We start from the raw sequence: 24,066 nt of genomic DNA on the forward strand, positions 1-24,066 counted from the left end.
TTCTAGGATGGACGGTATTATACACCATGTAAGGTTGCCTGTCACCATTCTGGCGTGCAGATTTTTGACCAATCGTGTACTGTTGTTCCAGAGACAGTACACGATTGATGACTTATTTCTTTGGGCGCCGATCCTCAACGCGTGCGCTGGCGGTCTTGGACTCTCCTCCGGTCGCTCGCGGTAAGCTATCCTGAGGCACAAGCTCAACTTTAGGGGTGTTGCCGGTAATCGATTTAACGGCGGCCGCCATGCGTCCCTGAAGCGACGTGACGCGCTCTGTGTCCTCAAGAACCGAGCTATCATTGATTTCGACCTTCAAAGCGAAGGTATCGAGATCATTTTTGCGATCGACGATAATGCGGAAGTTCGAGGCGGTCTCCGGAAACTGTACCAGCGCGGCCTCCACCTGGCTCGGAAAAACGATCAGGCCACGAATTGAGACGGCATCATCGCTGCGCCCCTTGATGGCCGCGATTTTAGGATGGGTGCGGCCGCAGACGCAACGCTCCTCCCACCACAGGCGGGACAGATCACGGCTGCGATAGCGGATCATGGCGGTACCATCGCCCGTCAGCCAGGTCCAGACGAGTTCACCATCGGTACCCTCCTCAACCGGCTCACCGGTCTCGGGATTGATGCACTCGACCAGGAAGCTATCTGCCCAGGCATGCATGCCATCGCGCACCTCGCACTCACAGGTCATGCCAGGTCCAAGGAACTCGGTCATCCCGAACTCATCATAAGCCGTAATGCCAAAGAGGTTCTCGATCTTCTGGCGCGTCTCCCAGGGCCACGGCTCGGCCCCGAACAGACCAACCTTCAACTGCGTATCCTTGAAGTCCAGCCCCTGCTCAAGCGCCTTGTTACCGACATAGAGGCCAACCGAAGGCGTCATACAAAAAGCCTTGACCCCGAAGTCCCGGATAAAATCGAACATGCGCTCATACTGACGAGCATCAGAACCCATCGGAATGGACATCACATCCATAGCCATCGCGCCGTAGTGAAAGCCAAAGCCCCCCGTCGGCAGGCCATAGCCATAGCAGTTCATCAGCACATCGCCTGGACGCAGACCCACCATCCACAGTTCACGCGCATTTAAATCGGCCCAGTTCTGAATATCCTTTTTGGTCGCGAAGACCGGCACGCTCTTCCCGGTGGTTCCACTGGTTGCATGCAGTTGCAGCGCGCCCCCTTCACCACCCATCGAACGCATCGCTGTACCCAAAGGATACGCGGCCCGCACCGTCTTCTTCTCCAGGAAGGGAAGCTTACGAATATCATCTAACGTACGGATATCAGAAGGCTTCACACCAGCCTCATCATAGAGATTTCGATAGAATTGATTTTGCGTATAAGCGCGCTCAACGATGGCCTGCAGCCGCTCCAGTTGCAGAGCCTGTAGCTTCTGCTTTGGCAGCGTCTCCATCTCCTCATTAAAGAACTTGCGATGACTTACCACAGAATATCCTCCAAATCCATCGCACTTTCATTCCCGGCAAGCGGCAAGTAGACTCCTGTATTTCTACCCATCGCGGGATATGATAGTATCAACATAGAAATATCTCGGTGCATCCTTCCCTCAGGAAGAAGCATCAATAGTCAAAATATAGGGTATGCGTTAAAGAAAGGCTTATGCCTGGCACCCATTCTACCATGGTCGCCTGATCACGTCCATTATAGGACGGCAAAATAGGAGTGGGTGCCAGCAGGGTATACAGGAGTATTTTCAGGTATGACAGATACAATTCGAGCCATCATCTGGGATCTGGACGGTGTCATCATCGACAGTGCAGAGGAGCATAAGCGCTCCTGGTACCGCCTGGCGGCAGAGGAAGGGCTCCCTTTTAGCGACCAGCAGTTCTACGATACCTTCGGCATGCGCAACGACGCTATCATACCCATCCTATGGGGCATCACCGACAAAGCAAGCGTACAGGCGCTGGCGGATAAAAAAGAAGCCTACTTCCGGGAGTTTGTGCGCGATACCGCCGCCCCACTACCAGGGGCTATCGAGCTCCTTGCAGGGCTGAAGGCAAAAGGCTATAAGCAAGCGCTGGCCTCTTCCACCCCCATCAAAAATATCGAAGTCATCAGTGAAGCCCTGGGACTCGAAAAATACCTCAGCGCGCTCGTCTCAGGCGAGACCGTCCCCCATGGCAAGCCAGCCCCCGACGTCTTCCTCAAGGCGGCCGCCGAACTGGGCATGGAGCCTGCCCACTGCCTGGTCATCGAGGACGCAGTCGCGGGCGTTGAGGCAGCCCATCGCGGAGGCATGTATTGCATCTCTGTCGCGGGAGAAAGAAAGCTCCCCGGACTGAAGGCCGCGGAGCTCATGGTCAAGGACCTCACGCAGGTCAGCCCTGAAATTATCCGTGACCTCGCTTGACAGGCGTATCAAAGCGTGGCATCATGAAGAGGTAGCGCAGCTACACAACATCGTGGAGGTGTAGGGGCCCCGGTGGGTCTCACCGTCTTCAAAACGGCTGGGGGGGCGCTCGGCGCGTTCCCCGGTGGGTTCGACTCCCATACGCCTCTGTTTTACCCCTTCACACCTCCGGCCGTCAGACCGCCAATCAGGTAGCGCTGGAACACCATATATAAGATTACTACAGGCAGAGCACTCACGACCGAGGCCCCCATCAATTGTCCATACAACGGCAATCCCCCACCTTCCTGTGCGGAACTGAAAGCCTGCAATTGTACCGCAATGGTACGCGTTTCTGGAGCCGTAAGGACGCTGGCGAATAAAACATCGTTCCAACCGGTCAGGAAAGAAAAGACCAGAGCAACCACCACACCAGGAAGCACAAGCGGTACGATTACGCTCCAGAGCGCTCGCAGTCGCGTCGCGCCGTCGACAAGTGCCGCTTCCTCCAGTTCGATCGGGATGCTGCCCAGGTACGACACCATAAGCCAGGTGGCAAATGGCAGCGCGAACGTCAGGTATGTAACGATCACCGCCTGGTATGTCCCCACAAGTTTGATGTGGAGCACAGCCTGGATCGACGCAAAGAGTACAAAGAGTGGCAGCAGCAGCATCACGCCTGGGACGGTCTGCAAACCAATAAGAGAGTAAAGGTACGGTAGGCGCCCATGGAACTTGAAGCGGGAAATAACGTATCCCGCACCTACGGCCAGGATCACAGCGATGACGCTCGCGGTCAGCGAGATGAGCAGGCTATTAAACAGCCCTTGCCCCAGGTTTACTGTTGTCCACATCTCGATATAATTACTGAACGCCCAGTGGGACGGAATAAGATGTGTCCCATCACTAATCTCACTATCGGGAGTGACCGAGAGCAATACTGTATAGATGATGGGTATCAATGCGAAGATAAGCAGGAACACGGTCGCAATGATGCGTACAGATGGCGGTAAAATGTCCTGCGAATTTCTCTGTCTCTTCATTATACAGTCACCTCCCCCAGACGTAGCGTGCGAATATAAAAGATCCCGGGAATCAACATGATAAGCAGCGTAATCACCGACATCGCCCCACCGAGTCCGAAATTAAATAGCTGGAATGAGGAGACATAAATGTTGAGAGGCAGGACATCGACCTGTGTGGGAGGAGGAGTGCCAAACATCACGAACGGCAGAGTAAAGTTATTGAAGTGATTCAGTGTCGAGAGCAGTAGAGCAAGTCCCAGGATGCTACGTAGCTGCGGCAAGACGATCCTTGTTAGCCGTTGCCAGGAGTTCGCTCCATCTACTGAGGCGGCATCGTACATATCGGCTGGAATAGACTGTAATCCGGCCAGGACCATGATGTAGATGAACGCCCATGAAGCCCACACATCAGCGATAACCATCGCCCAGAAACTATTTGGTCCCAGCAGCCAGTACGTATTAATGCTCGCTACATGTATCCCCGCCAGGAAGCGATCAACGAGCCCGGTTTTATTCAAGAACATCATACGCCAGACGAGCGCGGTCACAAACGTCGGTATCACATAGGGGATCAAGTATAACGCGCGCACAACGCCACGACCACGATACGGGGTATTGACGGTCAATGCGGCCAGTATACCAATGGGTGTAATGATCACAGTCGTCAGTATCGCGAACCCAAAACTTACCCCTAACGATACCAACGTTGAAGTGCCAACTATGTTGCCCGAGGCAAACGATTCCACGTAGTTCTCAAGACCGACCCAGGGGGCATGAATCCAGCTCCTTAGTGTATATTGATCAAGATTCAAGAAGCTAATGTATAGGGCGATCAAAAAAGGAAGACCAACAATCACGAAGAGCATTAGGACGCTCGGCCACATCAGCCAGAGGGGCCGTCCGCCAGCGCTGCTACGGGGAGCCCGCTTAGGGATCCGTGCTCCGGAGATAGGAGGAGGACTTTCGGGGCCGGCTTCTGGAATAGGTTGTATCGACATATTTCCCACCTTCAAGGCTACGAGACCCGCGCCTGAACGCGGGTCTCTCTCCACTTCATATCAGAGTGTATCCTGATCCTCAATGCAGCTTACTTTGAATCTCCTTGTTGGCCTGATCCAAAAGTGGCTTGATCTGGGAGGGATTATAGTGGTTCGTCGCGACCGAGTTGGCCAGCTTGGAGCTGACGCTGGCTAATGAGATCTCGAGCGGTCCCCACTCACCGGAGAAGGGGGTTGGTGTGGCACCTTGCTCTGCCTTGACAAAGGCCGCAGTCTTCGGGTCCTTGTTGCTCAGGTAATTTGCGGCCTGCACGTTCGCAGGCAAATCTCCGAAGGTTTGAGTCCAGTCAAGCTGGTGCTGATAGTCCGTCACCAGGTTAATAAACTTGAAGGCCAGATCCTTCACATTGGAGTAATCAGCAACGGCAAGCATATCACCGGACACAATCGTCGAAGCGGGTGCACCGTTAGCTGGCCGCTGCTGCATACCATAGGGCACCGTTGGCATGGGAGCAAACGCGTACTTGCCTGCGACAGACGACTTCTGGAGTGTCGGTGTGATCGTCGGCGTGACCATATTCAACATGGCCACTTTACCATTACCAAAGGCACTCGTGGCATCAGTCGCTTTCCATGTCATCGAGTTCGGATCGGCGATCTTGAATGTAGTGGCCCAGTCAAACCAGAATTTGACGGAATTGACAGCCGTTGGGGTGTTCATTTCAGCGGTCTTGAGGTCCGGGGAGAGGAAACTTCCACCACCCATCTGCTCGTTGAACGTCCACCAGATCTTCCATGGATCAAATGAATCAGAGGGGTCTATCTCCGCGCCGTAGACACCGGCGGAAGTGTCTGTCATTTTCTTCGCGTCAGTCACAAAATCGCTCCAGGTTGTAGGAGGAGCACTGATCCCGGCCTTTTTAAACAGGTCCATATTATAGGCCATACCAAAAGGACGCATCACCCAGGGAACGGCAATCGCCTGATCGGGCGATGACCCGGCCATGGTCATCTGTTGCGGGAAGAAGCGGCTCTTCCCACCCACTTTGTTCCAGTCATCAGCGGTGAGCGTGGTGAAACCCTTCGTTGCTTGCGCCGTAGGCACAAAGGTCGTGCCCAGGCTAAATATATCAGGGCCACTGCCGCTGACAATCGAGGTCTGGATCTTTGTCTGTTCCTCGCTACTGCTAGAGTAGGTGTCCCAAACAATACTGCTGCCAGTCGCCTTGTGGAAATCGTTCCCAATCTGCTGCATCCATTGCTTCTGTTGTGCAGCAAAGGTTGTGTTCGCACCCACCAGAACATGGAGGGTCTGACCACCGCTATTCGTGGACCCGCTCCCACTGGAACCACCGCATGCTACTAGCACGAGTGGCAGCAGTACAATCCAGCATGAGCAAAGGATCATTAGTCGGCTGCTTGCTTTCATAGATTTTGTTTCCTCCATTGGATAACAAATACAGCACTGAAAAACTCCGACCAATACAAGGCCATATGATAAAAAATTTCCCTTATACATTCCGCATAAATACTCCGAAAGCGTATCTGACATAAAGGCAAAGAGTATAAGGGAAGCGACTCCATAGGGCCATAGGTCATCTTATATAGAAACAAGCATACTCAAATTTACAGTCAAAAGCAACCCTTCTTAAATAAAGCAAATGACATAGGCATATATTATCTAACACTGAGAATTGAGTTCCACAACTCTCCGTCCTTCCTTTTTTTGTTGACAAGATATGATAAATAATAGCTAAGAGATTGTGAACGAGAGAGACAATCGCTTTCTTTTTGCTACGCCAACGGATGATACGGTGATAGAAAGCAGATAGATACGTTCCTGAGTTGATGGAGAGCGTGGCAGGGGGAATCGTATCTGTTTCTCGCCATCTTAGGCGCGCCCATCATCTCTCCAGTAGTTTTGAACCCAGATCTGCCGCAAGACATGGACGGCAGGGATCTCTCGCAGTGGCACATAGAGGGAGGACACGACATTCACCGATGTAAAAAAAGGGCATGCACAAATGAGAGCTCAGCACTAAAATGATCCATCGGCCTTCTTCTGCCCGCTATATATTGCAAGGAAAAACTATACCTGTGTTTCATCCCCTGGCTTTCCAGATCTTTGTAACGCAGGTGAATTGCCAGGCAGCGCATAAAATTGTAGCCATCACTGAAAGTCGATGGTGGAGAGCCCCAGCCCTCTTCGTATGCCTGGTGGCGTAACGCGTCACCAGCTAGCGGGAGAATGCCGCGATAGAAATCTTCTGGTGAAAGGTTCACAAGAAGGCCTCGTAGCATCTCTATAGGTGGCACAACCCAGGTCCCACCATCTCCGTCAGGCTCCGCCTCATCCAATGACTCGAAAGAGGAGTAGATTGCGCCCGTCGTATCCGATTGAACACGGTACCCAAGCATATAGCGATACTCGTCACTCCAATCCAGGTATGCCAGCTCATCCTCAGCGCGATCGAGCCACTGTGTGAGTGTCTCCATCAGCATCACATCTGATAGAGCAAGGAGCGCGTCTTGTATCTGCTTCGCCAGATCTTTCGTTTTCTTTTTCATAATGATTTGCTTCTCTTCGAGAATGCCACACGCTGGCCAGGATCACCAACATACCCCAAACGGTAAGGAACCAAAGGATCGCGCAGCATCAGATTCTCGATGCGTAAAGGTACAATACCAGATAGAATTCACCACCGTATCATAAGAATTAACTATTTTTTCGGATACATTGTAATCTTGATCCACCTAAAGACACCCCATTTAAGGATGATATTCTCAAATAAGAAAGCCAGCCATGCAGGATTTGAACCCCCGAACACAAGTGTACCGTGTAAGTACATAAGGATGAAAGGGAATTTTTTCGCAGTGATGCGCCAAAGGAGTGTTATATGGTATTGGTACGCTTCCTTCCTCGCAATGAGCGATTCTTTGATTATTTTCGCCAGGCAGCTGAGAATAGTGCCAGGGTCGCGCAGGCTTTGTGCGAGCTACTCGAAAACTATAGTGACATCGAGCAAAAAACGCGGCAGATTCAGGACCTCGAACGCCATGGCGACGAAATCACGCACCAGATCTTCAAAGCACTCTATAGTACATTCGTTACGCCACTCGACCGCGAGGATATCGCGAACCTGGCCAATCGGCTCGATGACTTTGTTGATGCCATTGAAGAGGCTACTCGCCGCATCAGGCTCTACCGTATCGATCAACCAACTGAACATGCTCGCCGCCTGGCCCGCATCATCGATCAGCAGGCGACCATTATAGCGGAGACAGTGCCACTGCTGGAAAACAAAAAGCAGTGGAATAAGCTACTGCAATGTTCCATCTCCATCAACCGACTTGAAGGGGAGGCCGACGATACACTCGACCAGGCACTCGCATCCCAGTTTGATGGGGTGAGTGATATGAATGGCCTCATCAAAGCTATACGCTGGGGAGAGATCTACCAGCATCTAGAAGAAGCGGCTGACCGCGCAGAGGATCTCGCGGATTCATTGGAAGGGCTTGTGGCAAAGAATGCTTGATGCAAAATTTCTGCTGCTGGTGCTGATTGTAGCGATTGGTCTTATTTTTGATTTCATTAATGGCTTTCACGATACAGCCAACGCGATCGCGACCTCGGTCGCGACACGCGTTCTCAAGCCTGGTACAGCCGTATTGATGGCTGGCATACTCAATATCGTGGGGGCATTGACGGGTACTGCTGTCGCCACCACTATCGGAAAAGGCATAGTGCCACCCACGGTGGCAACCCAGCTCCTGGTTATTGCCGCCCTGCTGGCCGCGATCATCTGGGACCTCATTACCTGGCGCTTTGGTATCCCTTCGAGCTCCAGCCATGCGCTTATCTTTTCTATTGTGGGCGCGGGTGTGGCGTCGGCAGGCTGGCAGGTCATCGAACTTGGCGGCTTGACCAAAACATTTCAGGGGCTCATCTTCTCGCCACTACTCGGCTTCCTGGTCGCATTCCTCTTTATGATCCTGCTGTTATGGATCTTCGCTCAAATGCGCCCAATGCTGGTCAGTCGCATCTTTGGTCGCCTGCAAATCCTCTCGGCGGCATGGGTCGCCTTCAGTCATGGTGGCAACGATGCGCAAAAGACGATGGGAGTAATCACGATGGCTCTGGCCAGCTATTACGGCTGGACCGGCAGCAACTGGGGGTCCCCCTATGGGTGATCCTGGCGGCAGCTACCTCGATGGGTCTGGGAACATGTATCGGAGGCTGGCGCGTTGTGAAAACAATCGGACTAAAAGTCGTCGAACTGCGCCCCATCAATGGCTTTGCGGCTGAAACCGCTTCGGCCGCCATCATTGAGGTAGCCAGCCGGCTGGGCATCCCGGTCTCGACCACGCATGTTATCTCTTCGGCGATTTTAGGAGTAGGAGCAACCAAGCGTCTCTCGGCGGTACGCTGGGGAGTCGCCGGGCGCATCGTAGTAGCCTGGGTAGTAACGATTCCTGCCTGTGTCTTCCTGGGTTGGATCATCTACTTGCTGCTCCACTTCATAACAGGTATCCGCTAGTACAGCAAGCGCTGCTGCCAGAAGCGATGCATTTGTATAACTATCAAAATGTAAGTATAATAGCAATTATTGCCTTCCTTTACAAAACGATTAGCAGGCTTTAAATTGTCCTTAACGTTTTTCTGGTATGCTGGATCTGGAAGATGAGGACAAGATAGAGATACCTTTCCCATCACTATGCCAGTGCAGTCTGATGATAAGCAAAACTAAATGGTGCCATTAGCGAGCTTTGTTATTCAGACAAGCTTATCAATAGCATGCATTGATGCATGTTGATCACTCGCAATATCCATAACCATCACAATTGAAATGTAGCCTCACTGGCATAGCATCCAATAACCTGTGTCCAGATATACGTATGTATGTCCAGAGGGAGACCGACAATCTCTATCCTCCGGACATCCCATGGGAGGTTTTGCATGAACAATCGTATCTTTCATTCTTCTCTGGCCATATTTATGGGGCTTGCGATAGCCAGCCTGACACTTGCGCTGACAAACAATGTACTGACGCCCCAGGCCCATGCCGCGACTTTACCCCGTCCAGCACATGTCGTGGTGGTAATGGAAGAGAATCATTCTTATTCTGAGGTCATCGGCTCATCCAGCGCGCCATACATCAACTCGCTGGCAGGCCAGGGAGCGTTATTTACACATTCGTACGCGGTTACCCATCCAAGCCAGCCAAACTATCTGGCACTTTTCTCTGGCTCTACGCAAGGCATTACGAGTGATTCCTGCCCACATACCTTTACAAAAGGGAACCTGGCAAGCGAATTAATTGGCGCTAGCTTCACCTTTACCGGCTATTCTGAGAGCCTGCCCAAAGCCGGTTCGACCGTTTGCACCTCGGGAGCATACGCCCGCAAACATAGTCCCTGGGTCAATTTCTCCAATGTACCGACCAGCGACAATCAGCCCTTCACCAGCTTCCCGAGCAGCGCCAGCTACAGTACACTACCCACTGTCTCGTTCGTCATTCCCAATTTGAACAACGATATGCACGATGGAACGATCCAGCAGGGCGATACCTGGCTCAAAAACAATATCGATGCCTATGCTCAATGGGCCAAGAAGAATAATAGCCTGCTGATCGTAACCTGGGACGAGGATGATAGTTCCCAGAGCAACCAGGTCCCCACAATCTTCGTTGGTCAGTCGGTAAAGATCGGTCACTATAGCGAGACTATCAATCACTACAACGTCCTGCGTACATTGGAAGATATGTATGGACTGACAGCTCTGGGTAGCAGCGCCAGCGCCTCAGCTATCTCCGACTGCTGGAACTAAATCTGCACGCCGCCATTTCTAGAGAACGCAGGAACAGAACTCATCAGTACAGGGCCGATGGCCATTATTAACGGGGGAGACATATCAGACAGGATATATATTAACTGCCTGACATGTCTCCTCTCTTCTGCACCGGGAGGGAGTGAACAGGATTTGCCACCATTATACTGGGCCATACGTACTAATGTTAGGAAGGCGTTATTCCCTATCCGAAGGCAGAAATGGAAGGAGATCATCTATGTCTAGAAAAGATCGTTATAGAAGAGAGAAGAAAGGTTCTCCTCTTTTGAAGTGGGTCGCGGAAACGGTGTTGATCGCCGCTGCGGCACGTGTGATCCGCCGGGTGGTACGCGGTCGCTAGCAACATTGCCACATTCGCATAAACTAAATCATTGTTGGAATTTATTCAAGACACATGATTAACTCTCAAACATTACTCATTCATCTTTAACAGCGCAACCTGGTCGGGTTGCGCTGTTGTGATTTTGTGCTCGATTCCTGGCACTTTGAAGCTAAACGTTCTGCGTTTTCCACCAGGTGTCAAATGGCGCGACAGGTACCTGCCGTTTGTGTTCGGTTATGTAATATCGCCGCTCAATGCGCTGAGCTACGTCGGCGGGAACTTCCTTTCCTTCGAGGTAGTCATCGATCATATCATAGGTAATATTGAGCTCATCCTCATCAAGCTGGCCTGGATTTTCGTCGAGTAGATCGGCGGTTGGCGCTTTTGTGTAGATCTGTTCGTCTGCGCCCAGGTATTGCAACAACAGTTTTCCCTGGCGCTTGGTAAGCCCAGAGAGGGGTGTCAGGTCTACGCCGCCATCACCATATTTGGTAAAGAAGCCTGATACTGCCTCCGCCGCGTGATCTGTGCCTACCACAAGGACGTTGAAATGATTGGCGAAGCGATAGTGGACCGTCATTCGTTCCTGCGCCTTCTGGTTTCCCTTATTGTAGTCCGACATCTTGAAGCTAGTAGCCTCCTTAAATGAGGCAACCGCGCTATCAACCGCGGGCTGAATATTCACGCTGTAGGTGCGGTCAGGAGCAATAAATTGCAGTGCCTTCTGCGCGTCCTCCTCGTCCTTTTGCTCACCATAAGGAAGTCGAAGAGCGATAAACACGTAATCTTTCCCTGTCTGCTCACGAAGCTCTTCGACCGCAATCTGGCATAAGCGTCCAGCAAGGCTGGAGTCCTGACCTCCCGAGATGCCAAGTACAAAACCATCCATCGAGGCATATGTGACATAATCTTTGAGAAATTGTACGCGCGAGGCGACTTCTTCTTCTGGATCGATTACCGCTTTTGTATGCAGTGCTTCCATAATATTTTTTTGTCTGGTTGTTGTCATAAGAAAACTCCTCAGCGAATAGATCAGATCATCACCTGCGTTCCACACATTGGGTGCAGAAAATACATAGTGGTCTCCATGTTATAGCGTGCGATGAACGCTCAGGGATGCAAAACATAGCTAACTGGATCTAAAAAAGCGAGGCCTAACGACCACGATGAGGCGAAGATCAGTTTAGAGATTTCGTAGCAGTTGTTCAACGGTCTCGTCGGGCGTCTGTTCGGAGGTGTCGATCCAGAGTCCGATGCCTGACATCGTTGCACGCAGTTCATGATCAAGGTAGGTTGCCCAGGCATACCCTTGTGGATCCTTTGCGCGGGACAAGTCTCTATGTTGAGCCACGACATCTACTCGTGGGGCCAGCACTACCAGCGAGAAAGGGAGACCATGCAGTTCTTCCTGCAGATGCTGCCAGCGATCTCCAATGATGATGTCATCAAGAACGACCGTATAGCCTGCCTCAAAAAACGATCTGCCCAGCAAGCACATATGTTTGAGTCGCAGGCGAAGCTGTTGCGCAGCCTCCCCAGCCGGTTCGCCAGGCTCGCCGACCCACACGCCGCCTGAGACGATCATGCGCTGAAGCACATCCGCCTCAATATGCACTCCACGCGCAAAACGCTGTGCAAGCAGATGCGCGATGGTTGATTTTCCAGCGGCCATAATGCCGGTCACCACAATAATCCTGGGCTGATCTGGAACTACAGCCTGCGCTTCAGCAATATTTCTATGCATAATGGCCACTTCTTCCTTTGCAGCTATGTCTACAATACATTCATTCCCCGTATGACCCCAATTGGAAAAAAAGCTCTTCATGAGAGAGATTCTTCATAGTATACAGCTTCTGCTCCAACGTTTCACAATTCTTGAGTAGATAGGAAGATAAGCGAATTTTTTTATGTAAATGTAACGTGTATAGATTAAGTGGCCCGAGTCATAATAAAGATGTGCAAAAAGGACGACAATAATTATTGCTGGCCCCTGCACACTGTTAATTCTTGCTGATAAGAATAGAGTAAGAAGGATGCTGGCATAAGTACAATATAAAGGAGAGAACTATGGCTGTAATTCCAGAAAAATATAAGGATCTTTTGGAAACGAAATCGGGCGCACACATTGCCACCATTGGGCCCAAGGGAGAGCCCCAAAGCTCACCGGTCTGGTTCGGCTGGGATGGTGAGCATGTGCTTTTTAGCCTGACGAAGAAGCGTCAGAAGTTCCACAATCTGCAACGCGATGCGCGCATCGCTCTTTCGATCACCGATCCCAAGATGCTGGAGCGCTACCTTGAGATTCGTGGCCGAGTGGTACGATTCGATGAAGATCCAGATCTGAAGTTCATCAATTCGATGGCGAAAAAGTATCTCGGCCTCGATAAATATCCCTGGCATCAGCCCGGCGATGAGCGCGTGGTGATGGTGGTTCAGCCCGAGCATACCACTTCCCAGGGTTAACAAGATAAATAGAAACAGGCACCTGTGATGCCAAAGCTACGAGCGACGCTTGTAACTCCCCTGACCGGTTCACTGGCTCCATTTGGGCAGGCATGCGCGGCCGGACTTACCCTCTGGGCCACGCATGCGGCTGATCTTCCGAGACCGTGGACCGGAATCGATCTGGATGTGCGCGATGCCGGTCCTACCATGGATACAGCGATACAGGCGGCAATAGATACCCATCCAGATGTAGTATTTGGCCCCTATGGCAGCAACACCATGCTTACCACCGCCCGCGCCACACAACGTCTGATCTGGAATCATGGTGGCGCGACCTCTCGCCTATCGTATCCTACATTTCCCCACGTCATCAATATCCTCTCCCCAGCCTCCACCTATTTCGTGGGGACGCTTCAGGCGATGCGCGCGCTCGATCCAACCGCGACCACTGTTGTTCTTTGTCATTCAACAACCGGCTTTGGACGCGACGTGGCCGCTGGCGCGCAAAAAGCTGCCGCCGAGCTTCACTTCAAACTGCAATCCATAGCATTTAAACCGCAACAGGCTACCGCAGTAGCATCTGGAGTGCCAGATGCTGATGTACTGCTGGTGGTGGGAAACTTCGCCGACGAACAGGCATTGGCACCGCGCTTGCTGACACGCCCATGGCGGGCTGCGGCCTTTGTAGGCGCGGGCGTAACAGAAGTACTGGCCTCACTGGGGAAGCAACGCGAAGGCTTACTGGGTCCAGCCCAATGGATGTCCACCATACCAATAAAGCCCGATGAGGGACCCGGCGCAAGCTGGTTCACTAATAACTATAAGAAATTCATAGGGGGAGATCCTCCCTACCCGGCTACACAGGCATTCGCCGCAGGACTGATATACGCTCGCTGCCTGCGCGATAGCGGAAGTAGTGAGGAGGAGGCTCTGCTTGCCACGGCCCGCCAGCTCGATTGCCACACGCTGTATGGACGTTTTCATCTCGATCCACAGAGTGGTCTGCAAACGGGTCACCAGGTCCTCACCGTGCAGTGGCAAAATAGAGAGCGCCGTGTGGTATGGCCTCCCGAACACGCGGAGCGTCCCTTAATTCTGAAAAGCACAGGCTAAACGCTGAGAACCTGCTCCTGCGCCAAAGGATGATACTCACTAGAGACCCTTGCGATGCCGATGAGCATTGGAGTCGCTACCAGACCGCGATTCTCTGTCTCGAGCGCACGCCTGTGAGTCGGCCTCATGGGTTCGCCCCATGCGTGGATCCTGCTCTGACGGTCTTTTTTCGATCTGAGGTCGTGCGCCTGGATCTGTACGTGCCACTGCCTGAGCATGAAATCTGCCAGGCTTCTTGTATGATCCAGTGGTAATAACTGTACTTTTTCGTGGATTGTTCCGACCAGCTGACTTTTTTGAACGCCAGCCCTGATGCTGTTTTGCCATTTCTACCCCCTCTCGACCATTGAGAATGCAAAAGATAATCAGGCAATTCCATCATAGGATTACACGCCCTCAGCCAGGAATATTGTGACATCTCACTATATGTTAAGCTCAACAAATGCCCTCAAAATTATCGTCTGCGACCTGTATGTGTTTTCGCATCTTCGATACTCACGAGTTCATTGTATATTGGTACATGGGGTGCGCATCAGCGCACCCCATGTACCAATATACAAAACCAGTGCGGCCGCGCAGCGGACGCCCGTGCGGGGGCATATGAGTGTCCCCAGGGTGACGAGAGTCAGACCTGTTCTAAACAAGACCGGGGAAGAAGTCTTTTTTAATCTGGTCGTTCCTGACACCTATGTTCTTCAAAACCTGCTCATAGGCACGAACCATTTCTGGCGGACCCGAGAGGTAATAAGTACGCTCGGTGTAGTCAGGAACCGTCTGGAAAATCATCTGCTCATTGAGGCGGCCAACAAAGCCGGTCCAATTTTGAGGGACGGCAGTGGTATCGGTCAGTGTACAGAAGGTCTTGATACCAAGCTGGGTATACGCGGAGTTCAAAACGTCTTTATAGGCGATCTCGCTGGCGTACCTGTTGGCGTAGAGCAGAATAATGTCACGTCTCTGCCGCGTGTCAAGCAGATACTTAAGCATGCTCCTGAAGGGAGTGATACCGATGCCACCCGCGATAAACACCAGCTTCTGTTTAGGATCTTTTGGAAGGGTAAAATCACCGGCAATCTGTGCGGCGACCATCTTTGACCTGCCATCCATGCGCTGCATGGCATTCTTGAAACTGCTCCCGTTCTCATAGAAGCGCACGCCAAGATGAACGTTGTTCTCGGTCGGCGAGGAGGCCAGGGTGAAGTAGCGGCGGTTTCCCCGGCTATCGGCATGGGGATGCTCCAATGTGAACTCCATATATTGTCCAGGAGTAAACGCTAACTTCTGCGAAGGCTTGAAGACAAAATCCAGGATGTCTGGTCCCATTTTGATTTTCCTGTTAAGCCTGAGCACCACCCTCTGTTTGGGACTCACCAGATAGGAGAAGATGTTGCCAAACACCAGCGCCAGTTCAGGGGTCAGGTAGAAGCTGCCAACATGGAGTTGCGGGATGAAGAGCACCCCGACAATCGCCGAGTAAAGCCAACGCAAGCCTCTGGTGGGAGGAGCCGTCAACGGCTCGGTAAGCATCACGGTCGCGAAAAAGAACAGTGGCGAGAGTAACACCAGCTGGTTGATCTCGGTGAGGGCCGATTTTCCCTGCACCAGACCGACAACACAATCACAGACCAGCGCGGTCACGCTAAAGATGACCACCAGATCTATCTGGCGCAGCTTACGAGCAATCAGCAGGCCACCAACCAGGACGAAAGGAAGCATGCTGGTGGTGCCGATCCACCAGCTGGCCGACTCCCCCAATACAAACGAGGTGATCACGACAGCGATGGCGGCCGGATTAAAAACGTGCTTCTTGTAGGGGGCCAGCACATATTTGGAGGCCATGGCCAGGATAGCGGCCCAGCCCAGAAACTGAAAGCTGGCATGCGATTGTCCGGGATCGATAATCAGGGCCAGGATCAATGCGGTAATGGTGGCCGATTCAATGTTGGTGGGAACCTCAAAGAAGTAGCCAAAGATGGTATTTGCCGCCCAGCAGAGAGCAATCAGAATGGCGGTTGAAACCAGCAGCGCTAGTGGCGAGAATGGCAGGAACTTGAAGTAGGCCAGAACCGCGGCGGCCCCAACCAGTGCAATCAAGACGTAGAGGACCAGGCGGTACATAGTAATGCGATCAAGCACGTAATCTATTTTAGCGATCATGATTTTAGTACACACCTTTCAAATCCACTAGTATAGGTTGCACGAGCATGACTATCAATCATATATCCTTCAAAACCAGCTAATTTTTCAATAAATTGTATTCCCTTCCCCCCCATCGCAAAGGCAGCCGTGGCAAAGCGGTCCGCTTCATACACATCTGGACCGATCACGCTGATACTGACAATATCCGTTATCTGCCCCTGCGGATCATGCGGATTATAGATGTGCTGCCCCCGAATGGCCGTACCGGAAGTAGCAATCCCTTGATCTGAAAGAGTCAGGATCTTGACGTTCTGATTACGATTGAAGGGATTGCGTATGCCGATCCGCCAGGGACGGCCGTCTTTGCTGCCAGCGACCTGAACATCTCCACCGGCATCAATGTAGTAGTTCTGGAAACCCTGTGCCTTCAACAGATTCGCGGCGTTACGGATTGCCCAGCCCTTCACAATGCCAGAAGGATCACAGTACCCATCACGATAGATGTTGAAGTAGCCTTGCGTCTCCTTCCTGGTCTGCTCACCGAGCTCCAGGATCGTTCGCATATCATTACTGCAATCTTTAAGACTCAGCTCGCCACGATTGATGCGCGAGATTTCACTATCATCCTTATAGGTGCTAAAACGCTCATCTACCGCAACAAAGTAGTTAAACACTTGCTCCAGCGTGGCTTCAGTTGCATCTGGATCTAACACTTCCACTGTGATCGGCATGCCCATTAATAAACGTGTATCTTTCATGGTTTATTTATGCCTTGGCCTGGGACAGCGCGTCGCCCAGTGACTGAATAAAGGCTTCGCTCGAATCGGTCGCGCCGGTAACGATATCAACATTATTGGACTGAGCCTGAATAGCTTCCTGCGTCAACTGTGGATCGGCATAGCTATTGATTGAAACGGAACGATTGCGATCGTTGGGATACTGCAAGAACTGCACATCCGTGATCTTCCCATTCTGAATGATCGCTTTGACCTGGATATTGCCCCAGTGCGCGTCCGCTACACTGCCCGTATATGACCCGTCTTTATACCGGTCGCTGCTGGGTAAACCACCATTGCCCGATGCCGCTGTAGGCGTAGGAGTCGGGTTAGAATTGCCTGATGAACCAGACGAACCCGATGAACCAGAGGAGCTCGACGCGGTCGGGGTAGAGGTTACTGTGCTGGTAGAAGTTGTCGGCAAAGCAGTTACTTGATTCGCGTGACTGAATAATAAGCTATAGATAATGAAGGCGCCTACAATCAGGGTCGCCACCGTTACTTTCTTCATAATACTGATATCCCTTCAAGAAAGGCCTGAACCACCATATACACCAAAGGCAGAAGGCTCAAAGACTATAGATACAGACAAAGCTCTCTCTATCAACCAGGCCAGGACGATACTCATGGCATAATCAGCGAAAAGAGCCGGTGTCTGTGCTTCATACTTCTATGTATCCTCAATATACATTGCTTTTATTTGAACTACATTAAAACCCTACACTTATCTGCCCATTGTGACTGGAGTATTACCACCATGAGAAAGTGGAGCTCGGATTGGCGCCCCAAATCGGTGATACTCGCACCCTTTCCACATCAAACCTCTCTCCCATTGCTGCTTATGATACGTTTCTATTTACCATGCAGATATTAAGCAAAGGTGAGTGTTCAGTTCAGCATTTCCTGGTGAACAGGTCCTGTCTGGCAATTCCAGCAATCTTTCTCGGGGTCAGCATTGTCCCATACGTGAGTTAACTTAATATTAAGGCGGCAACATCAAAAAAGAGGCTAAAAGCTGTAAAAAAATTGTAAAACCTTCTCCTCAAAAAACCTCTTCCTTTACCATCACACGCGCATAAAGGAAGAGGCTAAAAGGCAGCTGGCAAGCAAAGAGTTGGGCGGCCTACACGCTAAAGGGAAGGCCGACATAGTTTTCGGCCAGACTCATAGAGGCGGCATGGGAGCCAACGGTATAGTTGAGCTGAGCGCGCTGCATGCGCTGCTGAAAAGGATCGTCATCAGGAAAACGATGGAGCATGGAGGTCATCCACCAGGAGAAGTGCTCGGTGCGCCAGACACGTCGCAAGCAGGTGGCCGAGTACGCGACCAGCAGGTCCTCACGCTGCTGTTGATAGAAGCGAGCCAGGGCTCTGGCCAGGTGACGCACATCAGCGATAGCCAGATTCAGACCCTTGGCCCCTGTTGGAGGGACAATATGCGCCGCATCCCCTGCCAGAAAGAGGCGACCATACTGCATCGGTTCGATCACAAAGCTGCGCATAGCCACAATGTTTTTTTGCACAATAGAGCCAACCCGCAATTGCCAATCATCATCGGTAACCAGCCGCGCCTCCAGCTCTTCAATAATCATCTCATCAGACCAGTTGGCGATATCGTCCTGCGGGTCACATTGGATATACATGCGCTGAAGCTGCGGTGAGCGTGTGCTGACCAGGGCAAAGCCATGCTGATGATAGGCATAGATCAGCTCTCTAGCAGATGGTGGCGCCTGCAATAGGATACCAAGCCAGCCAAAGGGATAAGAACGGCTGTATACCTGCTGCACAGATAAAGGTATATACGCGCGTGACACACCATGGAAGCCATCGCATCCGGCAATAAAGTCGCAACGCAGTTCGACCTGTTCTTGCTCATGCCTGAAATGGATGATCGGCTGGTCGCTGGCAACCTCGGCAAGCTGTACGTCCTGCACATCGAAGAAGATCTGACCTCCCTGCTGCAGCCGGGCGGCAATACAGTCCTTGACCACTTCATGCTGCGGATAGATCATGATGGCGCGCCCATTGGTGAGCTCATGCAGGTTAATACGATGTCCACATCTATCGAAGCGCAGCTCAATACCATGGTGCACCGCACCTTCGCGCCTCATGCGCTCACCGATCCCCATCTCCACCATCAAGTCTACCGTGCCCTGCTCCAGCACGCCCGCACGAATGGTCGACTCGACCTCCGCCCGACTGCGATTTTCAATCACGACCGAATCGATGCCCTCTAAGGATAAGAGCAACGCCAAAAATAAACCAGCGGGACCGGCCCCGATGATGCCAACGGGAGTATGCATATGCATAGCGATTTCTCCTCACTGGGGACCCTGTAATTCCTCTTGATACGCATTAAGCGAACGATCAATCAAAGCCTCTGTACTTCCCAGATAAGCGGCGGGATCAAGCGCCTGCTCGATGACGTCAGCCGACAGGACGGTATGTATCTGTGGCTCTGCCAGGGCCGCCTGGCGCAGAGATATGCCTGAACTGACGACGCGTTCGCAGGTAGCGTTGACGATGCGCTGTGCTTCCGGTCGTCCTATATGCGGAGCAAGTGCCATCGTCAGCGATTCGGCCATAATCAAGCCACTGGTGGCTGCGATATTCTCCTGCATACGCGTCTCATCTACCTGCAAACCAGTCAGGGCTGCGCCCACGTGCGCGACCGCGCCTGCTGTATAGCGGAAGATATCTGGCAGGGCGGTCCACTCAGTCTGCCAGCCGCCTGCCGCGCGCTCGTGCTCCTGCGCCATAGCCGAGAGGAGCACGGGAACCTCGCCCTGAGCCCGCCGAGCCGAGGCCAGAGCGGCAATCGAGTCAACGGGATTGTGCTTCTGGGGCATGGCCGAGGAGCCACCTTTCCCGGCCGCTCTTCCTTCCGACACTTCTCCGACCTCTCCCTGTGACAGCAGCATCAGGTCCTGCGCGACCTTCGCCATCGTGCCAGCGATGATACCCAACGTGGTAGCAATGCGCGCCACGCGATCACGCTCTGTGTGCCAGGGCAGATCGGGAGCTGGCAGTTCCAGCTCTTCAGCCAGGAACGCGACCACCTGCAGGCCCTGCTCACCAAGAGCAGCCAGTGTGCCAGCCGCGCCTCCCAGTTGCACAGCCAGCGCCTCTATCCGCAGCGCACGTAGCGAGCGTAGCTGCCGCAGAACCACGTCCAGCCAACGCGCCGCTTTGAGTCCAAAGGTAACCGGCAGAGCCGATTGTAGCAGCGTGCGCCCGACCATGACGGTATGCCGATAGCGCTCTACCAGGTGCGCGCACGCCGCGCATATATCCAGCAATGCCCTCTCAAGCAGGTCCAGGCCATGGCGCATCTGCAGCATCATGGCGGTATCGATCACATCCTGGCTGGTGGCGCCCCAGTGCACGTATTTTTGCGCTTCACCCGTGACCTGGGCCGTCAGCATGCGCATCAGGGGAATAGCTGGAGTGCCAGCCGTGGCGGCCTCACGATAGAGGGTCTCAATATCGAACGCCTCTACCTGGCAGTGGGACGCAATGGTGGCGGCGGCCTCAGCTGGAATGATGCCGGCCCGCGCTTCTGAACGGGCCAACGCCGCCTCAAACGTCAGCATCTCTTGCACATGCGCCGTCGACGAAAAGGCGGCTGCCATCTCTGGTGTACTGAATAAAGCATCTATTGGCTCTGGCATCAGGGTAGCACCTTTCCAGCGTGGGCCTGCTTTGTGCGCGCATGCAGGTCACGCAGGACCTCTAATTCTGTATCGGTCGGTGGCGGCGTGTGCTCCACCGTTTGTGCAAAACGGATCGGCCAGCCCGTGTTCTGTATGACCTCTTCACGCGTGACGTTCTGGTGCATCGAGGTTACCACCAGTTCATGAGTACCCGGTTCTGGCCGCAGCAGGCAGAGATCGGTTACAACCAGGGTGGGACCCAGCGTCGTAATGCCAAGACGCTCCCGATGGTCGCCTCCTTGACCATAGCCAAAGGAGGTAATGAAATCCACCTGCTCGACAAACGTGCGGCGGCTCTGGCGCATGACCACATAGGTCTGGCCGCACTGGCTGGCGATTTCTGGCGCGCCACCGCCACCCGGGAGCCGTACTTTAGGCCGCTCATAGCTGCCAATCACGCTGGAGTTGATATTCCCAAAGCGATCGATCTGCGCGCCTCCCAGAAAACCAATCGAGATCCGTCCTCCCTGCAGCCAGTACTGGAACATCTCCGGCACAGATACCGTCATCAAGGCGGTTTCACTGAGCTCGGGATCACCAATCGAGAGCGGCAGGACCGCGGGCCGCGTCGCGATCGTGCCCGATTCATAGATCAGCGTAATATCTGGCGCGTGGGTCAGCCGCGCCAGGTTACAGGCTTCGGAAGGTGCTCCGATACCGACGAAGCAGACGTCCTCATTTGTTAAGGCACGCGACGCCGCGATCGCCATCATCTCCGCAGTCGAATACTCCATAGCATACTCCCCCACTTTCATGAAAACTGACTCGCGGGCTGATCACTCAACACGTGCTCACGCATCCAGGCGTGAAAGGTCTCGCGATCCCTGGCGATGGCATCCCAGGCGGTATAGAAGGCATTATCGCGTCCATAGTAGCCATGGGTGTAGGATGGATAGGCGCCGTTTGGAACCTGCACAACCGAGTTGATGGTCCAGGAAGGGAGGACGGTAGCATTGGGACCCGGCACACGCAGATCATCGACGATCTCTTCGACGGTCACGATCACCTGCCGCGCGGCCAGCACGGCCTCTTTCTGTACGCCAATAATGCCCTCGATAAACACGTTGCCGCGACGATCGGCCCGCTGGGCATGGATAATGGTCAGATCAGGACGTACGGCAGGTACGGCCGCCAGTTGCTCGCCCGTAAAAGGACACTGGATGTGGCGAATATTGGGATTGATGCCAACCAGGTCCGAGCCCTGATAGCCACGAAAGATGGCGCAGGGCAGACCAGCGGCACCGGCGGCATAGGCATTGGCCAGAGCGGCATGGCTATGCTCTTCAAGCTCCAGAGGTCCCGGCCAACCATGCTCAACGGCATCCCGCAACCGGTGCAGGGTCCCAACACCTGGATTGCCGCCCCAGGAAAAGATCAGCTTACGGGCACAACCCATACCGATCATCTGGTCGTAGATCAGATCGGGTGTCATACGGATCAGGCAGAGCTGCTGCTTTCGCTGCCGGATGATCTCGTGGCCGGCGGCAAACGGGATCAAATGGGTAAAGCCTTCCATGGCAATGGTCATGCCATCCTGGACATACTCCGCGATCGCGGATGGTAACGACATAAAAGCGGTCATCAGCCTTCTCCATCAGACATTGAAAAACGCGGTTTCGTTCGCCCCCTGCAAGATAATATCAAAGCGATAGCGAACTAGATCCCCATCCATATCACGTCGGGCCAGCAGCGTTGGGCGTCGCTGCTCAGGGACGCGCAGCAGAATGGGATCACCGCTATTGGCCGCCTCTTCGTCCTCAAAATACAAGCGCGTCACCAGGTGGTTGAGCAGTCCACGGGCAAAGACGGTCACACAGATATGGGGCGCCTGCAACCGTGACCCATCAAAAAGCACCGCACCCGGCTTCACCGTCTCAAACCAGTAGCTCCCATCTTCAGCGGTACCGGAGCGGCCAAATCCACTAAAAGAAGGGTCAAGCTCAGCCGAGCCCTGGTCCGCGGGATGGTTATAGCGGCCATGCGCATTGGCCTGCCAGATCTCAATCAACGCATCAGACACCGGCAGGCTGTCGCCATCCCGCACGATGCCCTCAATACGAATACGCTCACCCATGGTCTGGGGACCAGTTAAAACGTTGCGCCGACAATCCTCACGCAAAAGAGCGGGCGCGAAGAAGGGACCAACCGTCTGCGCAGACGTCAATGTAGGCTTATTCATGCTCCTCCCTCTCCTGACGACTCAAACGGGGTCGCGTGGGACCCGCGCACAACGATATCCCAACGATATCCCAGCGCCCATTCAGGCTCGGTTACATCATGCGCATAGCTCGCGATCAGGCGCTGTTGGGCAGCTTCAGTCGGGACTGATTGCACCATAGGATCCAGCTGATGCAGAGGGTCGTCTGGAAAATACATCTGCGTCACCAGGCGCGACATCATCGACTGACCAAACAGGGAAAAATGGATATGCGCCGGCCGCCAGGCATTGGGATGATTCTTCCACGGATACGCCCCCGGCCGAATGGTCAGAAAGCGGTAGATGCCCTCGGCATTAGTCAAACAACGTCCCATGCCAAGGAAGTTCGGATCGAGCGGTCCCGGCCACTGGTCGCGCTTATGCAGATAACGACCGGACGCGTTGGCCTGCCAGATCTCCAGCAGCGTATTGGGGATGGGATTGCCCAGATCGTCCAGCACACACCCCGTGACGATGATACGCTGGCCGATCGCCTCACCGCCTGTGCCAGCGTTGCGCGTCAGGTCAGCATCCTCGGGTGTAACCGCGCTAATAGCCGGGCCGGGACCAGTCAGTTCAGAGATGGTCAGCGGCACATCAATCAGTGGCAACAGCGGGGCTCGGCGACGCGTGGATTGATAGGCCTCGTATAAATAGGGAGGAAAGATTTCTCTATCTCCCCGCACGATATCGCCGATAGTGATATGGCTCATTCCTCGCTCCCTTCATCTCGCATATCGGCGTCCGGAAACTCTTTCTTCGCTAGCTTGAAAGCGGCGTTGGCCGCCGGCACCCCCGCATAGACCCCTACATGTAAGAGCACTTCAGCAATCTCGTGTGGATCGACGCCACAATTGCGGCTGGCATGCAGATGCAGGGCCAGTTCCTCACGACCCAGCGCCGCCAGAATGGCGATCGTCACCAGGCTCCGCGTGCGCCTGTCCAGATCTGGCCGAGACCAGAGGGTGCCCCAGGCGGTCTCGGTAATGAAACGCTGGAAATCGGCGTCCAGGGATGTGGTATTGGCCTGCGCCCGCTCGACGTGCTCGCTTCCCAGCACCTCCTTGCGGACGCGCATTCCCTGCTCATAGCGTGACTCTGTCATGATTACAGCTCCAGTTCC

The 24,066-nt window shown here is 53.4% G+C and carries 25 protein-coding genes and 1 tRNA gene; 9 read left to right on the plus strand and 17 right to left on the minus strand.

What is annotated here, in order from left to right; all coding sequences use genetic code 11:
• Nucleotides 1-112: 112 nt before the first annotated feature.
• Nucleotides 113-1,462: a phenylacetate--CoA ligase family protein gene (locus tag AABA21_RS16005; protein ID WP_338251808.1), complete on the minus strand. Its 1,350-nt coding sequence runs from the start codon at nt 1,460-1,462 to the stop codon at nt 113-115.
• A 273-nt stretch (nt 1,463-1,735) separates the two neighbouring features.
• On the opposite strand from AABA21_RS16005, the gene AABA21_RS16010 reads away from it, so the two are divergent.
• A complete protein-coding gene (locus AABA21_RS16010; protein ID WP_338251810.1) occupies nt 1,736-2,389 on the plus strand; it encodes an HAD family hydrolase in 654 nt (217 codons plus the stop codon).
• Nucleotides 2,390-2,443: 54 nt separating this feature from the next.
• A tRNA-Sec gene (locus AABA21_RS16015) sits at nt 2,444-2,539 on the plus strand.
• Between the two features lie 2 nt (nt 2,540-2,541).
• Here AABA21_RS16015 and AABA21_RS16020 read toward each other — a convergent pair.
• The 4 genes from AABA21_RS16020 to AABA21_RS16035 all read right to left on the minus strand — a co-directional run bounded on the left by AABA21_RS16020 (nt 2,542) and on the right by AABA21_RS16035 (nt 6,959).
• A complete protein-coding gene (locus tag AABA21_RS16020) occupies nt 2,542-3,411 on the minus strand; it encodes a carbohydrate ABC transporter permease (RefSeq protein WP_338251812.1) in 870 nt (289 codons plus the stop codon).
• Nucleotides 3,411-4,391 carry a carbohydrate ABC transporter permease gene (locus AABA21_RS16025; RefSeq protein ID WP_338251814.1) on the minus strand — a complete coding sequence of 327 codons (981 nt, stop codon included), beginning with the start codon at nt 4,389-4,391 and terminating at the stop codon, nt 3,411-3,413. The genes AABA21_RS16020 and AABA21_RS16025 overlap by 1 nt, the downstream gene beginning before the upstream one ends.
• Nucleotides 4,392-4,470: 79 nt before the next feature.
• Nucleotides 4,471-5,820 (minus strand): ABC transporter substrate-binding protein, encoded by a 1,350-nt coding sequence (locus AABA21_RS16030; RefSeq protein ID WP_338251816.1) that lies wholly within the window; start codon nt 5,818-5,820, stop codon nt 4,471-4,473.
• A gap of 566 nt (nt 5,821-6,386) precedes the next feature.
• Nucleotides 6,387-6,959 (minus strand): hypothetical protein, encoded by a 573-nt coding sequence (locus AABA21_RS16035; protein ID WP_338251818.1) that lies wholly within the window; start codon nt 6,957-6,959, stop codon nt 6,387-6,389.
• Nucleotides 6,960-7,288: 329 nt separating this feature from the next.
• Here AABA21_RS16035 and AABA21_RS16040 point away from each other — a divergent pair, with 329 nt between their 5' ends.
• The 5 genes from AABA21_RS16040 (at nt 7,289) to AABA21_RS16060 (ending at nt 10,579) form a co-directional block, all read left to right on the plus strand.
• The gene (locus AABA21_RS16040) at nt 7,289-7,927 is read left to right on the plus strand and encodes a DUF47 domain-containing protein (protein ID WP_338251819.1); all 639 of its coding nucleotides are present in this window, start codon (nt 7,289-7,291) and stop codon (nt 7,925-7,927) included.
• Nucleotides 7,920-8,582 (plus strand): inorganic phosphate transporter, encoded by a 663-nt coding sequence (locus AABA21_RS16045; protein ID WP_338251821.1) that lies wholly within the window; start codon nt 7,920-7,922, stop codon nt 8,580-8,582. Before AABA21_RS16040 ends, AABA21_RS16045 begins: the two co-directional genes overlap by 8 nt.
• A 20-nt stretch (nt 8,583-8,602) precedes the next feature.
• The gene (locus AABA21_RS16050; RefSeq protein ID WP_338258449.1) at nt 8,603-8,929 is read left to right on the plus strand and encodes an inorganic phosphate transporter; all 327 of its coding nucleotides are present in this window, start codon (nt 8,603-8,605) and stop codon (nt 8,927-8,929) included.
• Between the two features lie 419 nt (nt 8,930-9,348).
• Complete coding sequence (locus AABA21_RS16055) at nt 9,349-10,218, plus strand: alkaline phosphatase family protein (RefSeq protein WP_338251824.1); 870 nt, start codon at nt 9,349-9,351, stop codon at nt 10,216-10,218.
• 238 nt (nt 10,219-10,456) lie between these two features.
• Nucleotides 10,457-10,579: a hypothetical protein gene (locus tag AABA21_RS16060; protein ID WP_338251826.1), complete on the plus strand. Its 123-nt coding sequence runs from the start codon at nt 10,457-10,459 to the stop codon at nt 10,577-10,579.
• 151 nt (nt 10,580-10,730) lie between these two features.
• Here AABA21_RS16060 and nadE read toward each other — a convergent pair whose 3' ends face one another.
• Both nadE and AABA21_RS16070 read right to left on the minus strand, forming a co-directional pair.
• Complete coding sequence (nadE, locus tag AABA21_RS16065; protein WP_338251828.1) at nt 10,731-11,570, minus strand: ammonia-dependent NAD(+) synthetase; 840 nt, start codon at nt 11,568-11,570, stop codon at nt 10,731-10,733.
• A 174-nt stretch (nt 11,571-11,744) separates the two neighbouring features.
• Nucleotides 11,745-12,305 carry a P-loop nucleotide/nucleoside kinase family protein gene (locus AABA21_RS16070; protein WP_338251830.1) on the minus strand — a complete coding sequence of 187 codons (561 nt, stop codon included), beginning with the start codon at nt 12,303-12,305 and terminating at the stop codon, nt 11,745-11,747.
• Nucleotides 12,306-12,628: 323 nt separating this feature from the next.
• Between AABA21_RS16070 and AABA21_RS16075 the strand changes: the two genes are divergently transcribed.
• Together AABA21_RS16075 and AABA21_RS16080 are read left to right on the plus strand one after the other, a co-directional pair.
• Nucleotides 12,629-13,024 carry a PPOX class F420-dependent oxidoreductase gene (locus tag AABA21_RS16075; RefSeq protein WP_338251832.1) on the plus strand — a complete coding sequence of 132 codons (396 nt, stop codon included), beginning with the start codon at nt 12,629-12,631 and terminating at the stop codon, nt 13,022-13,024.
• Nucleotides 13,025-13,051: 27 nt separating this feature from the next.
• The gene (locus AABA21_RS16080; RefSeq protein ID WP_338251834.1) at nt 13,052-14,119 is read left to right on the plus strand and encodes an ABC transporter substrate-binding protein; all 1,068 of its coding nucleotides are present in this window, start codon (nt 13,052-13,054) and stop codon (nt 14,117-14,119) included.
• Between the two features lie 636 nt (nt 14,120-14,755).
• On the opposite strand, the gene AABA21_RS16085 is transcribed toward AABA21_RS16080, so the two are convergent.
• The 10 genes from AABA21_RS16085 to pcaC all read right to left on the minus strand — a co-directional run bounded on the left by AABA21_RS16085 (nt 14,756) and on the right by pcaC (nt 24,048).
• Nucleotides 14,756-16,276: an RnfABCDGE type electron transport complex subunit D gene (locus AABA21_RS16085; protein ID WP_338251835.1), complete on the minus strand. Its 1,521-nt coding sequence runs from the start codon at nt 16,274-16,276 to the stop codon at nt 14,756-14,758.
• A complete protein-coding gene (locus AABA21_RS16090) occupies nt 16,273-17,016 on the minus strand; it encodes an FAD:protein FMN transferase (RefSeq protein ID WP_338251837.1) in 744 nt (247 codons plus the stop codon). The genes AABA21_RS16085 and AABA21_RS16090 overlap by 4 nt, the downstream gene beginning before the upstream one ends.
• Before the next feature lie 7 nt (nt 17,017-17,023).
• Nucleotides 17,024-17,545, minus strand: a complete 522-nt coding sequence (locus tag AABA21_RS16095) for an FMN-binding protein (protein WP_338251839.1) — start codon at nt 17,543-17,545, stop codon at nt 17,024-17,026.
• A 612-nt stretch (nt 17,546-18,157) separates the two neighbouring features.
• Complete coding sequence (locus AABA21_RS16100; RefSeq protein WP_420917195.1) at nt 18,158-19,336, minus strand: 4-hydroxybenzoate 3-monooxygenase; 1,179 nt, start codon at nt 19,334-19,336, stop codon at nt 18,158-18,160.
• Nucleotides 19,337-19,354: 18 nt separating this feature from the next.
• On the minus strand, nt 19,355-20,704 hold the full coding sequence (gene pcaB / locus AABA21_RS16105; protein WP_338251843.1) for a 3-carboxy-cis,cis-muconate cycloisomerase: 1,350 nt from the start codon (nt 20,702-20,704) through the stop codon (nt 19,355-19,357).
• Nucleotides 20,704-21,480 (minus strand): CoA-transferase subunit beta, encoded by a 777-nt coding sequence (locus AABA21_RS16110; protein WP_338251845.1) that lies wholly within the window; start codon nt 21,478-21,480, stop codon nt 20,704-20,706. The genes pcaB and AABA21_RS16110 overlap by 1 nt, the downstream gene beginning before the upstream one ends.
• 17 nt (nt 21,481-21,497) lie before the next feature.
• On the minus strand, nt 21,498-22,328 hold the full coding sequence (locus AABA21_RS16115; RefSeq protein ID WP_338251847.1) for a CoA transferase subunit A: 831 nt from the start codon (nt 22,326-22,328) through the stop codon (nt 21,498-21,500).
• Between the two features lie 12 nt (nt 22,329-22,340).
• The gene (gene pcaG / locus AABA21_RS16120) at nt 22,341-22,925 is read right to left on the minus strand and encodes a protocatechuate 3,4-dioxygenase subunit alpha (RefSeq protein WP_338251849.1); all 585 of its coding nucleotides are present in this window, start codon (nt 22,923-22,925) and stop codon (nt 22,341-22,343) included.
• A complete protein-coding gene (gene pcaH, locus AABA21_RS16125; protein ID WP_338251851.1) occupies nt 22,922-23,656 on the minus strand; it encodes a protocatechuate 3,4-dioxygenase subunit beta in 735 nt (244 codons plus the stop codon). Before pcaH ends, pcaG begins: the two co-directional genes overlap by 4 nt.
• Complete coding sequence (gene pcaC / locus AABA21_RS16130; protein WP_338251853.1) at nt 23,653-24,048, minus strand: 4-carboxymuconolactone decarboxylase; 396 nt, start codon at nt 24,046-24,048, stop codon at nt 23,653-23,655. The genes pcaH and pcaC overlap by 4 nt, the downstream gene beginning before the upstream one ends.
• Between the last annotated feature and the right edge of the window lie 18 nt (nt 24,049-24,066).

The sequence above is a fragment of the Dictyobacter halimunensis genome (assembly GCF_036245075.1).